The sequence below is a fragment of the Mucilaginibacter galii genome (assembly GCF_014635825.1).
Lineage (GTDB): Bacteria > Bacteroidota > Bacteroidia > Sphingobacteriales > Sphingobacteriaceae > Mucilaginibacter > Mucilaginibacter galii.
Map to the genome: position 1 here is coordinate 361820 of NZ_BMDO01000002.1, position 12581 is coordinate 374400.

A 12581-nucleotide genomic window follows, 5' to 3' on the forward strand; every position below is an offset into this window, starting at 1 on the left:
TTAAATCTTTATATACCAACACTTAGTCCTGCATAATAGTTTCTTAACGGGGCCGGGTTATAATAACGGTTGCCAACGGCATTCAGGTCGTTACCTAAGCTGTATTTTTTGTTCAGCAGGTTATCGCCACCGGCAAAAATATTGAGTTTAAGCTTACGGCTCATATTAATTTGCCAGCCTGCCTTGGCTTGCAGCAAGTGGTACGAAGCGGCGTAAACCGTATTGGCATCGTTAACCGGCAGGCGTGCGGTATAGTTATGCTGTACAAATAGGTAAATAGCCTGTGGGAGCCTGAATTGCAGACTGCTCACGGCTACCTGCCTTGGTACGCCCGTTAGGCGATTGCCCGAGTAGTTGGCATTGTTCACTATGTAATCGCGAAAACTGAAACGGCTCAGCGTAAAGGCTTCGTTAAACTGTATGCCGCGGATAAAGCCGCTGTTTTTAGGCGACATGATCCAACTGGTAAAGTTGACCTCTAACCCTAATTGTTTGGTGCCACCTGCATTGATAAAATAAGTGGTTTCGTTAGCGTTTTGCTGACTTACAATGCTGTTGTTTAAGCGGTAATAAAATACTGAGGCATCCAGTACCATACTCTCATCACGGTTACGCAGGCGGAAACCGGTTTCGTAGTTCCAGCCGTTTTCGGGTTGCAGGCCGGTATTGATAATGTTATTGGTCGGCCTCACCTCGGCAATGGTTGGCGTAGAGTACCCCCGGCTTACCGAGGCGCGCCAGATAAAATCATTAAAGATCTGATAAGAAAGTGCTACCCTCGGCATCAGCTGAGGTGTAAAGCTTTTTGTAGCTAAGGCCAATTGATTCAATGGAAAAACGTTCCTGAACTTATACTGGTAATAGTTAAGGCTCAAGGCAGCTTCTATATTTAAGCGCCGGTACAGGGTGGCCGCATAACGGGTAAAAAAGAAATGCTGGTTGGTATTCACCACATCTAAAGCTTGCGGGTTGCCTTTCGTGCCTTGCAGGTTATCGTAATTGTTAATGTCGGCATTGGTTTGCTGCCACTCGGCACCTAAGTTTAATTTCCAATCAAGTGTATTGGATGGCAGGCTGTTCAATTCAAAATAAGTGCGCCCCCCGTAGGTGTTTTCGTTACGCTGCTCATAATTGGTAATGAAGGGGTTGCCGAAATCAACATGGCTACCAAATATAGTAGCCACGTTACGGATACGGTTGCTGAAGTGATACTCGTTTACCAAACCACCATACAGCACCTTGGTATTGATGCCTATATTTTGCTGGATGGCCCCGGGCAGGGTAGCCGTGGCCGGGCGCGATGCCCGCGGGTTAGCAGCTAACTGCGCAAGCGTTAAACCACCAGGAGTTTGGTATTGCAGATCGGAATAAAAGCCCATGGCTTTTAACTGGTTGCCATTGCCATAACGGTACCTGTCTGCCAGTTGAATATATTGCCGCTGCATATAACTATGGTCGCGGTAGCCATCGTAGCTTTGGTAGCCTTGGTTAATATTTAATTCGTTGCTGCTCCATTGCTGATGCACTGCTGCATTCTCATGTAGCAAACCGTATGAGCCACCGGTAAAACTGAGGGATGCAGTGCTGCTATCTGCAAGCCTGCTTACCGGATTAATTAAGACCACTCCACCCGAGTTAGCGCCAAACAAGCTGCCATCGGGGCCTTTAAGCACCTCTATGCTATTCAAACTTCTAATATCAAGCGCGTTCAAATAGGTATTTCCCCCGGCATCGGTCAGTGGCATTTCGTCATAATATACCTTCACATAGCGCACTCCAAACGGCGACCGCAGTAAACTCCCCCTGATAGATAAGCGGTAACTCCCCGGCGTGCGTTCCTCCATCCGTATACCGGGAATGGTATTCATGGCACTCACCAGCGAATTATTTGGCTGCAAGCTTAATTGTTTGGCTGATAGAACACCCACTGATGCTGGAACGTGAAAAACCTGTTGTTCGCTTAAGTAACCACGCACTGTAACCGGCTGCAATTTGCGGGTGGTGTCTCTTTTAATAGTATCGCGCTGTTGCGCCTGAGCTAACAAGCAGGATAGGATAAGTACAGAAAAAATGAAGGTAGATGTTTTGAGCATGCAGTGCGAAAATACAAAAGTAGAAGCCCCTCCCAAACCCTCCCCGGGCGGGAGGGCTTAAGAAGAGCATATGTTTTAAAGTCTCCCCTCCCGGGGGAGATTTAGTGGGGGTTTACTTCTCCGCACTTACACGCCAGATCTTATTGCCGGAATCATCGGCTACCAACAGCGCACCATCTTTAGCTACGGCTACACCCACAACCCGGCCATAAACTTCATTTTTGGCCGGGTTGGCAATAAATCCGGTTAGGAAATCTTCGGGCTTGCCGGGTTTGGTGCCGTTAAAAGGAATAGCTATTACTTTATAACCTACCAGTTTAGAACTGTTCCATGAACCATGCTGGCCAATAAAAGCAGCGTTCTTATACTTGGCGCCAAAAGCGTCGCCACCGTAAAAAGCTAATCCTAACGATGCCGTGTGAGGACCTAAAGCCACATCAGGCACCAGGGTTTGCTTAACCAGGTCGGGGCGTTCGCCTTTGCGACGTGGATCTTCGTGGTTGCCAAAGTAGGCGTAAGGCCAGCCATAAAAGCCGCCTTCTTTAACGCTGGTCAGGTAATCGGGCACCAGCATATCGCCCAGTTCATCGCGTTCGTTAACGGCTGTCCAGATGGTATTGGTGCCGGGGAAGAAGGCTATGCCAACCGGATTCCGTAATCCGCTGGCATAGATTTTTTCATTTGAGCCATCCAAATTGATCACTAAAATGTTGGCACGCCGAGCCTCGTTGGCAATACCGTGTTCGGCTACATTACTGCCCGATCCTACGGTGATGTATAACTTAGTACTGTCTTTACTCACCAATAGGTTACGTGTCCAGTGATTATTATAACCACCGGCAGGCAGTTTCAGCACACGTTCGCCAGCAGCGGTAATGCGGGTATCGCCAGTGGAGTAAGGGAAACGCCATAAGCCGTCGGTATTACCTACATAAAAGTATTTACCTACAATAGCCATCCCGAAGGGGCGATTTAAGCCTGAAAGGAATAAGCCTTTATTGTCTACCACGCCATCGCCGTTACTATCTCTGAAAATAACAATGCTGTTAGGGCTTTCGCCCATGTTTTGCGACTCGGTTTTACCGGCTAATTTAGATTTGACTTTTTCCAGTCCTTTAGCCTCGGTGGTAGCCTGTGCGGCAAAAACATCGCCGTTGGGGGCTACATAAATGTTACGTGGGTTGTTTAGTCCTTCGGCATATAAACTAACTTTAAAGCCTGCCGTTGCGGTAGGGGTTTTACCCTTGGGCCAGCCAATAACTTTACAGAATACTGCCGAAGACTTGGTTTCGAACGGTGCGGGTAGATCTACCTGCTGACCAACGTTATCGGCAATCGTATCGGCTTTAGAAGGGTCGGGTTTCTGTTTTTGCTGGCAGCTTGTTAAAGCTAGCGAACCTGCTATAATAACGGAAAAGTAATGGAGAAACTTCATAGTAAATGATTAATAATTCTATGAAAATTAACCTTTTAGATAATTTATTGTTTTGAAGGAGAGTTTAAATCGTCTAAAACTTTAGTAATAATCTTAAAGTCCTCCCTCCCAGGGAGGATTAGGAGGGGCTCTTTAAAATTTAACAAACTTTTCTACCTGCTCATCCACAAACTTCATGGTTTTAACTTCAAACAGGTTGTCTTCCGCATTCATCTCTTTACGTATCAACGGAATGTGGATGCGAAGCGGCAATACATGCATATGCAGGTAGCTGCAAACGCCGGCAAAATGGTCAATACCACGAATGTTTCCATAGGTGCCCGATGATAGGCCTACCAGCGCTGCCTTTTTATCGTAAAAACTATCAGGAAAAGTACAAGCATCTACAAATGCTTTAAGTACACCCGGAAAACTGCCGTTGTATTCGGGTATAATAAACAGGAATTTTTTTGTGGCGTTTATTAGTTGCTGGATAGGTTCAAACCCGGAGCTGCGGCTGCCAAACATATCGGTTTGAATAAAGTTGGGAGGTAAATCCATAAGCGAGAGTACCTTGGCCTCTAAACCTTTATTTAACAGTAGCTTTTGATAATATTTAGCTAATTTTAGAGTTGAACTACCGGGACGGTTAGTAGAGGCTACGATGGTGATCATTTAAAAAAGTGTTTATAAGTTACACGAACATGCCGGGCTGCCTAATTGTTTAAATTCGTATCTTTATCCCCTGGTTGGCACGGAGCGAAAGTAGAAAAATTTACCTTCACTTCGGGTTAACGTGTAAGGTGTGGGCGTAGTAAAATTTGAGGTATCAAAAATGAGTAAAATAATTGCTTTGGCTAATCAAAAAGGTGGGGTAGGTAAAACTACATCATCTATAAATCTGGCTGCAAGTTTAGCTGTATTAGAATATAAAACACTGTTGGTTGATGCAGATCCGCAGGCCAACTCCACCTCAGGTATAGGCTTCGATCCGCGTACCATAAAGAACAGCATTTACGAGTGCATCATTAACCAGATTGACCCGGCCGAGGCTATCCAGAAAACGGAAACCCCTAATCTGGATCTTTTGCCTGCGCATATTGACCTGGTAGGTGCCGAAATTGAGATGATCAATTTAACCGACCGCGAGTACAAAATGAAAGCCATTTTGGATAAAATTCGTGATCAGTACGATTTCATCATCATCGATTGTTCGCCATCCCTGGGTTTAATCACCATCAATGCTCTAACTGCGGCCGATTCCGTGATCATCCCCGTACAATGCGAGTACTTTGCATTGGAGGGTTTGGGTAAATTGTTGAACACCATTAAAATTGTTCAAAACCGTTTGAATCCGCAACTGGATATTGAAGGCATTTTGTTAACCATGTACGATGTACGCCTGCGCCTGTCTAACCAGGTGGTTGAAGAAGTGCGCACGCATTTTGAAGACCTGGTTTTCGACACTATTATACAGCGTAATACTCGTTTAAGTGAGGCGCCAAGCTTTGGCGTATCGGTTATTATGCACGATGCTACCTGCAAGGGTGCGGTTAATTATTTGAACCTGGCAAGAGAGATCATCCGTAAAAACGGATTAACGCAAACATCGGGTAAGGCAACACCTGCAGCAGTTTAATTATTCAATGAGCGTAGAAAAAAAGAAAGCATTAGGTAAAGGGCTAAGCGCCCTGCTGAATGATTCGCCGAGCGTTAATACGCAAAAGAATTATAATTCGGTGGAAACTGATGGGCGTGCCAATAATAATAGTAACGGTAATAACGGCGGCGGCATGGGCTCGGTTAACGAAATCCGTATTGCCGAAATAGAGATCAACCCTTTTCAGCCCCGAACCGATTTTGACGAGCAAGCGCTCATTGAACTGGCCGAGTCTATTAAATTGCAGGGCTTAATACAACCCATTACCGTTAGGCGCGTTAACTCGCATTCGTACCAGCTAATATCGGGCGAACGCCGTTTGCGTGCCTGTAAAAGGGCAGGGTTGAATACTATACCCGCTTATATACGTACCGCTAACGACCAGCAAATGCTGGAAATGGCCCTGATAGAAAACATTCAGCGCGAAAACCTGAACGCTATGGAAGTAGCCCTGAGCTTTCAGCGCATGCTGGATGAATGCGGCCTGAAACAGGAGCAGTTAGGTGAACGCGTAAGCAAGAACCGCAGCACAGTAAATAACTACCTGCGTTTGCTTAAACTTCCGCCAAGCATTCAGGCTTCCATCCGCGATGGTGACATTAGCATGGGGCATGCGCGTGCGCTCATCACTATCGAAGATCCTATTAAACAAGTACACCTGCACCAATTAATTTTGCAGCAAAACCTATCGGTACGTAAGGTAGAAGAAATGGTGCGCAACCTGCAGAACGGAACGCCTAAAAAGGAGGAACGTAAGCCCGAACCTGTTCCTTTCCAAATACAGAAGATCCAAGATGACCTGGCTTCAAAATTCAGTACCAGGGTAAAGTTAAAGGTAAGTAACAAGGGTGCGGGCAGTATTGAAATCCCGTTCTTATCGCAAGACGATTTGAATCGTATTTTGCAAATGCTCGATTGGTAAAATGAACAGACATTTCATCATATTATGTTTACTCATCTTTTTTGCAGGTACGGCTTGTGCCCAAAAAATCGACACTGCAAAAACCACACGTAAAGATAGCCTTAACCGGGTAAAGGATTCTATAACCTCGAAACCGGTTATCCCTAAGGTGCTTAGTAAAAAAAATACTAAAAAATATAATCCCGATAGTACGCACAGTCCGGGGCTGGCCTTTAAGCGTTCGGCCATAATACCAGGCTGGGGGCAGTTATATAACCACCGCTGGTGGAAAGTGCCAATTGTATATACCGGGCTGGGTTTATTAGGGTCGGCTATTATATACAATCAAAAATATTATAAGCAATACTTGAGGATTTACAACCTTAAAAGGAATGCACAACAACCCGACGACGGCGACTCGGCGGAAATAAAAAAACTGTATTCAGACCTGGCCGGCGTAAGTACCACGGCTATTGAAGGTGCTGTAAACGGTTACCAGCGTAACATGCAGCTAAGCATATTGGGTGTGATAGGCGCATGGGGCATACAAATGATTGATGCTTATATTGATGCTAAGTTTATACACTCTTATACCATGGATAGGGACCTGAGTTTTAAGGTGAGTCCGGGTATAAATGCATCGCCTCTTTATGCAGGCGGTACCATGGCGGTTATGCCGGTTATAAAACTTACCTTTACGCTTAAGTAAACCAAAAATCAACCTTTAACCATCGTATAAGAGCTTAAAATAATGAAAATAGCATTGTTTGGTTACGGCAAAATGGGCAAGATCATTGAAAAGATCGCGCTTGACCGCCGGCACGAAATTGTATTAAAGATAGACCGCGATAACCAGCACGAGGCCACGCCCGAAAACCTGCAAAAGGCCGATGTGGTGATTGAGTTTAGCACACCAGCTTCGGTAATAAGCAACATAATTACCTGTATGGAAGCCGGTGTACCTATGGTTGTAGGTACCACAGGCTGGTACGAGCACTTAGAAGAAGTAAAGCAGCAATGCCTCGACAGCAACAGTACGGTGATGTACGGCTCTAACTACAGCGTTGGCGTAAATATCTTCTTCCACATTAACCGTTTGCTGGCTAAGGTGATGAACAATTACCCGTATTACGAAGTACAGGTAGAAGAAATACACCATACCCAAAAGCTCGATTCGCCAAGCGGTACGGCTATTACCATTGCCGAAGGGATACTGGAAGGCATTGAAGCCAAGAAGGAATGGAAAAATATCCTGATCAGCGATACCGGCGAAGCGGCCGATGATAACCTGAAATCAAATGAACTGCTGATAGAATCGCACCGGATAGAGAATGTACCGGGCACCCATACTGTGGTGTACGACTCGGAAGTGGATACCATTGAATTTAAACACACCGCTCACAACCGCAACGGCTTTGCCTTAGGCGCCGTGTTGGCTGCCGAATGGCTAAAAGATAGAAAAGGATTTTACCAGGTAACAGATATGTTTACCTTTAACGCCTGATTAATTTAGGCTTACTCTTATAAAGAAATTATGAATTGGAAATTCTGGGACAAAAAAGATAAAAACGAGCCCAAAAAGAAGAAGAGCGCTGCCCGTGAGTGGACCGACGCCATCATATTTGCTGTTATTGCCGCTACGCTCATCCGTACTTTTTTTATTGAGGCATACACCATTCCCACCGAATCAATGGAACGGTCGTTATTAGTGGGCGACTTTTTGTTTGTGAGTAAGGTAAACTACGGTGCGCGTACACCCATGACGCCCATTGCTTTTCCGTTTGCACATCATACCATGCCTATTACCGGCACAAAAGCTTATTGGGACGGTGTAAAACTGCCTTACTATCGCCTGCCTGGTTTCAGCGCTATTAAAAAAGGCGATGTGGTGGTGTTTAATTATCCTATGGAAGCCGATGAGCCTTTTAACCGCCCGGTAGACAAACGCGAGAACTATATTAAACGTTGCCAGGGTACGCCCGGCGATACTTTGTCTATAGCCGATGCCCAGGTATTTGTAAACGGTAAGGCTAACCAAGCCCCGCCTGAAGCACAGATCAACTACGAGGTAACTACCGATGGTTCAATGGTGAATTCCAAAACATGGGAAGAACTGCACGTAACCCTGCCCGATCAAAGCCCATACTATACCATGACCGCCGCCTCGGCCGCAGCCTTGAAGAAATTTAGCAATATTACCCAGGTAAAAGCGCATATAACTCCTAAAGATTCTATTGGCGATGGTGGTGCGGTATTCCCGTACGATCCTCATTATGCCAAATGGAACCAGGATAACTATGGCCCTATTATCATTCCTAAAAAAGGATGGACGGTTAAGTTAGATAGCTTATCGTTGCCTTTTTACAAACGTGCCATTACCGTTTACGAAGGCAATAAATTGGAGTTGAAAGGTAAAGACGTTTACATTAACGGTACCAAGGCCGATAGCTATACCTTTAAAATGAATTACTATTGGATGATGGGTGATAACCGTCATAACTCTTACGATTCGCGCTTTTGGGGTTTTGTACCCGAAGACCACATCGTGGGTAAAGCCATTTTTGTATGGATGAGTTGGGACGACAATGCCTCCTTCCTGCACAAGATCAGGTGGAGCCGCTTGTTTATGGGCATCCACTAAGAAGAATTGAACTTTAAGCCCTGGCAAACGCCAGGGCTTTTTTTATGAGTTGTGCTGTGTTTTTAAACGTGGTCAAGCTAACGGATGCAATAATGAAAGAGAGGCCAGCATAAAGGTTTGAGTGCATCTGTAGTGATACATTCTGATAAGCTTAAAGCATCGGGAATAAAGCACAACCGCCGCATGCCACATCAAGCTGCACTATGTCAATACATGGGTTAGGGGCATTAATAAAGGAGTATGCAATTCTACACTCCAGGTACTAAAAGAAAAAGCTCAAAGATCTTCAGTTGATGTTTGAGCTTTTTAATGTTGGAGCAGTTATAAAATAGGCGACCTGCTTTATACTACTTGTTATTAATCGTTAGTCGATCATGCGGTACAATGTCCAGTAATCGGTAACGTAAATTTTATAAATATTAAGCTTCGGATTTTTGCGACGGATACCATCCAAATAAAAGTCGGTAAGCTGCGTGTAGCCTAACATAGGGTTAGACTCGTTGGCTATCAGCACATAGCCATTGTATTTTTCCGGGGCCTCAATGGCGCTCAGATAGCTTGCCTGGTAAGGCATGGTTAGTTTACTAATGTCTTTAACATAACAGGCCACAGGGTACGCTATGGCGTCGTCTACCAGTATCTTATCGCTTTCGGGTAGCGTGTTAATATAGTCAGACATTTCGCGGTTCTGCTCTCCAATTTTATTGCTGGTGCGGTGTAGTAATACGTTGGCAAAATTATTTTCCTCTGGGATGTAAGATTTTGACAAGAAGATAAAACCGATGTAGAGTTGCACGGCAACCACAATGGCCAACCCCAACTTTAAGGCCCTTTGATTTCTGATAAAACGAACCCTGAAAATAATACAAAGTAATGCCAGTATTAAAAACAGCAGATAGTACTCATACACAAGGTTTACTCCATCGTATTTTACTTTCAAAAATTCAATTAATCCGAAAGGGGTAAGCAGGGTTAGTATCTGATAGGTGTTTTGCTTAAACAGGTAAATAGCCAGAATGATCATAGGGCAAAACACAATAGCCTTTAACGATACCAAAACCGATATTTCGGGGATGGCATATCTTGAAGCTACGCTGGTTAAGCTGTATTCAAACTTGTCGGCTATAATGTTCCAGGTAGCGTAAGGGCTTTCCAGGAAATAGTTTAGATCGTCGGCATGGGTAAGATTCAATACTTTATAGATCGCTATAGAGGCTATAGGAAGAATAAAGATGATGCTGTAAATAGAAAACGTTTTGTTAACCAGTTTACGGCGTAACGATGGATTATTAAAGCTAAGGTGAAGCCTGAATACAGATTCTTTTTCACTTAAATTTAAGCTGTGTATGGCAATTGACAATACCAGGGGTATAAAGAACAACGCCAGCCATATGCACTTGTAATCGCTAAAAACAAGCATCACAAAAAATATACTGGCAATAGAAATATGGTAAGTGGTGTTCGAATTATAGAACCGCAGCATGTTCAAAAAGAACAGGAAGAAAAAGATGAGCACCATGTAAATGGATTTACCAGAACATGCGGTGTAAATAAGTCCCGGATGCAGGGTAAACAAGATCACCAGCAGGAACAAGTAAAAGTTATCTTTATTACGCTTAACCATAGAGCTGGCCATAATGTAGAATAACAGCGCAGTACCCACAGCCGATGCCAGTACGGGTGCCAGTATAGGGTTGAAAAAGCTGAACAGGTAAGATCCGTAAAATGGGAGCAAAGGGGAGGTTAAACCCATTACACGCAATTTATTACCTAAACCATGCGAAATGATCTTTCCTTTTTCAATATAAAACAACGACTCGTAATTACTATAGCCCAGTTTGTTTAAATATACACCAACAAAAATGTAGTAAACAGCAAGTATAAAAGTAATAATAACAAGATAGTAGGATTTAGAGAGTTTCATTATTTGGCCGCGTTGTTTTGATTGTTTACTTTACTCAAACCATGGTTGGTTTTTTCCCAGTAAAAAGGATTCACAATAAGCTGGTAAAGGCCTTTATAAGCCGCAATAGAGTGCATTAACCAGTATAAGGGGTTGGCAATAGCAAATAAGATAAGCTCATAATAACGGCGTTTAAATACGGCCATCATGTTTACATAGATCATGAGGATGTTACCCACCATTAAATTGAAAATGGAGATGAACAATACCCAGTCTGGAAATATGGTACGTATGATACCTAAATCGAACACTACATAACCTATAAAGATGAGTATAAGTATAGGATTGATAAGGAACATGATAGGTGTAGCACCCACAAAGAAGTTAAACCCTAAGAAACCTTTAAACCCAATTTTGCGAATCAATCCAATAGGGTCACGCATGTGTACCAGGTAAGTTTGCATATAACCTTTGATCCAGCGTGAACGCTGGCGTATCCAGTTAGAGAAGTCGTTGTTGGCTTCTTCGTAAGTAGTAGAGTTAATTACCGCAATTTTATGTCCTTTTGCGTAAGCACGTACTCCCAAATCGGCATCTTCTGTTACGTTAAAAGGATCCCAGGCACCCAGTTCAATTAAGCTTGCCATTTTAAAGTGGTTGCTGGTACCACCTAACGGGATAGGAATATCCAGGGTATCCAGTCCTGGTAATACATAATCGAACCAGTATGAATACTCAAGGGTGAACATACGGGTCAGGAAGTTCTCGTTACGGTTAAAGTAGTTTAGCGCGCATTGTACGCATATGTACTCTTCAGGTAGCTTGTTAAACATGGCTACCACTTTCTTCAGCTGATCAGTATCCGGGATATCTTCAGCATCGTAAATGGTAAGATATTGGCCTCTCGAAAAGTGCAAACCGTAGTTGCATGCTTTAGGTTTGGTTTTAGGCATGTGGAAAGGAACCACAATTACTTCAAAAATGGCCGGGAAATCGAGATTACGTACCGCATTCAGCGTTTGATCATCGTCTTCCTCTATCAACAATTTAATGTCCAGACGGTCGCGCGGATAATCCAGGCTTTGTAAGTTCCAAATCAGTTTCTTGATCAGTTTATCTTCTTTGTATACTGGTAACTGAATGGTGTAAACCGGCAGCTCATCATCAACAATGTTTTTGATCTCACTTTTGGTAACCGCCTGGTAAAGTTCAAATTTGGAGCCCACCAGCGACAGGAACAACTTAAACGTAATGGTAAGCAGGAAGAATGTACTTAAAAAAACGTTAAGGATAATAGAAGTAACCTTAAAGTTCAATACCAAGCCGGCTGCAATAATGCCTATTAAACTAAATATGAATATTAACTGTTTTGAAGTGAAGGTTGTTAAAGCCGAACTTCCCTTATCGCTGTTCAAAAGTTCGAATACGGCCGATTTTACATACTTTTGGCCTAACAGTTTATGGCTTAACCAGGTAATATCCAAATCGGATGCTACAATGATGGATGGCTCCATATTATAGGTTAAACGTATAAAATCAATAAAAAGCTGATCATCAGGGTCGGCCATAATGGTTACGATCCTGTTGTTCTCTGCGCGCAGCGGTATCGCTAAACGCTCATCAGCAAATTTAAGGTCAATTTTATTGAGTACTTCTTCATCGTAAGCTTCTTCGCGTATTTGCTCCAATACATAACCTGCATTAGTTAGGGAGCGTTCGTAGTTCTTACGGGAGATAAAGCCAAAGGTAAGCGCAATTTTTATGGCCGATGATCCTATTTTGGCCGAATAGGCATCTATCTTGATACAGTCCTGCTCGGTTAAAAAGCCATCCTGCATCAGCAGCCTGAAAATTGAAGAGTTTTTGGTGCCCGAGTATATTTCGTCGGTATCCGTTGCAGTCAAACCTTCTTTTAGGGTATTGCGCATAGCTAATATACTGTAGTAGTAATTTATAAATAAGCAATAGC

General features: G+C 43.6%; 10 protein-coding genes. 5 read left to right on the plus strand and 5 right to left on the minus strand.

What is annotated here, in order from left to right; all coding sequences use genetic code 11:
• Positions 1 to 8: 8 nt before the first annotated feature.
• From IEV61_RS06655 to IEV61_RS06665, 3 genes are all read right to left on the minus strand, one after another.
• Positions 9 to 2093, minus strand: a complete 2085-nt coding sequence (locus tag IEV61_RS06655) for a TonB-dependent receptor (RefSeq protein ID WP_188414953.1) — start codon at positions 2091 to 2093, stop codon at positions 9 to 11.
• A gap of 112 nt (positions 2094 to 2205) precedes the next feature.
• Complete coding sequence (locus IEV61_RS06660) at positions 2206 to 3528, minus strand: PQQ-dependent sugar dehydrogenase (RefSeq protein ID WP_188414954.1); 1323 nt, start codon at positions 3526 to 3528, stop codon at positions 2206 to 2208.
• Between the two features lie 132 nt (positions 3529 to 3660).
• The gene (locus IEV61_RS06665) at positions 3661 to 4182 is read right to left on the minus strand and encodes an NADPH-dependent FMN reductase (RefSeq protein WP_188414955.1); all 522 of its coding nucleotides are present in this window, start codon (positions 4180 to 4182) and stop codon (positions 3661 to 3663) included.
• A 160-nt stretch (positions 4183 to 4342) separates the two neighbouring features.
• On the opposite strand from IEV61_RS06665, the gene IEV61_RS06670 reads away from it, so the two are divergent.
• Genes IEV61_RS06670 through lepB form a run of 5 tightly spaced genes read left to right on the plus strand, consistent with a single transcriptional unit; the run spans position 4343 to position 8709 of the window.
• Positions 4343 to 5146: a ParA family protein gene (locus IEV61_RS06670; protein ID WP_188414956.1), complete on the plus strand. Its 804-nt coding sequence runs from the start codon at positions 4343 to 4345 to the stop codon at positions 5144 to 5146.
• A gap of 7 nt (positions 5147 to 5153) precedes the next feature.
• Positions 5154 to 6089 carry a ParB/RepB/Spo0J family partition protein gene (locus IEV61_RS06675; protein ID WP_188414957.1) on the plus strand — a complete coding sequence of 312 codons (936 nt, stop codon included), beginning with the start codon at positions 5154 to 5156 and terminating at the stop codon, positions 6087 to 6089.
• 1 nt (position 6090) lies between these two features.
• Positions 6091 to 6777 carry a DUF5683 domain-containing protein gene (locus tag IEV61_RS06680; protein WP_188414959.1) on the plus strand — a complete coding sequence of 229 codons (687 nt, stop codon included), beginning with the start codon at positions 6091 to 6093 and terminating at the stop codon, positions 6775 to 6777.
• Positions 6778 to 6819: 42 nt separating this feature from the next.
• Positions 6820 to 7572 (plus strand): 4-hydroxy-tetrahydrodipicolinate reductase, encoded by a 753-nt coding sequence (gene dapB / locus IEV61_RS06685; RefSeq protein ID WP_188414961.1) that lies wholly within the window; start codon positions 6820 to 6822, stop codon positions 7570 to 7572.
• 30 nt (positions 7573 to 7602) lie between these two features.
• Positions 7603 to 8709: a signal peptidase I gene (gene lepB / locus IEV61_RS06690; RefSeq protein ID WP_188414980.1), complete on the plus strand. Its 1107-nt coding sequence runs from the start codon at positions 7603 to 7605 to the stop codon at positions 8707 to 8709.
• A gap of 364 nt (positions 8710 to 9073) precedes the next feature.
• Here the strand turns inward: lepB and IEV61_RS06695 are convergent, their stop codons facing one another.
• The gene (locus IEV61_RS06695; protein ID WP_188414982.1) at positions 9074 to 10633 is read right to left on the minus strand and encodes a hypothetical protein; all 1560 of its coding nucleotides are present in this window, start codon (positions 10631 to 10633) and stop codon (positions 9074 to 9076) included.
• Positions 10633 to 12540 (minus strand): glycosyltransferase, encoded by a 1908-nt coding sequence (locus IEV61_RS06700; protein ID WP_188414984.1) that lies wholly within the window; start codon positions 12538 to 12540, stop codon positions 10633 to 10635. Before IEV61_RS06700 ends, IEV61_RS06695 begins: the two co-directional genes overlap by 1 nt.
• Positions 12541 to 12581 lie beyond the last annotated feature (41 nt).

Coding starts and splice junctions, on each gene's coding strand:
- IEV61_RS06655 (WP_188414953.1), bottom strand. CDS start 2,093: ATGCTCAAAACATCTACCTTCATTTTTTCTGTACTTATCCTATCCTGC.
- IEV61_RS06660 (WP_188414954.1), bottom strand. CDS start 3,528: ATGAAGTTTCTCCATTACTTTTCCGTTATTATAGCAGGTTCGCTAGCT.
- IEV61_RS06665 (WP_188414955.1), bottom strand. CDS start 4,182: ATGATCACCATCGTAGCCTCTACTAACCGTCCCGGTAGTTCAACTCTA.
- IEV61_RS06670 (WP_188414956.1), top strand. CDS start 4,343: ATGAGTAAAATAATTGCTTTGGCTAATCAAAAAGGTGGGGTAGGTAAA.
- IEV61_RS06675 (WP_188414957.1), top strand. CDS start 5,154: ATGAGCGTAGAAAAAAAGAAAGCATTAGGTAAAGGGCTAAGCGCCCTG.
- IEV61_RS06680 (WP_188414959.1), top strand. CDS start 6,091: ATGAACAGACATTTCATCATATTATGTTTACTCATCTTTTTTGCAGGT.
- dapB (WP_188414961.1), top strand. CDS start 6,820: ATGAAAATAGCATTGTTTGGTTACGGCAAAATGGGCAAGATCATTGAA.
- lepB (WP_188414980.1), top strand. CDS start 7,603: ATGAATTGGAAATTCTGGGACAAAAAAGATAAAAACGAGCCCAAAAAG.
- IEV61_RS06695 (WP_188414982.1), bottom strand. CDS start 10,633: ATGAAACTCTCTAAATCCTACTATCTTGTTATTATTACTTTTATACTT.
- IEV61_RS06700 (WP_188414984.1), bottom strand. CDS start 12,540: ATGCGCAATACCCTAAAAGAAGGTTTGACTGCAACGGATACCGACGAA.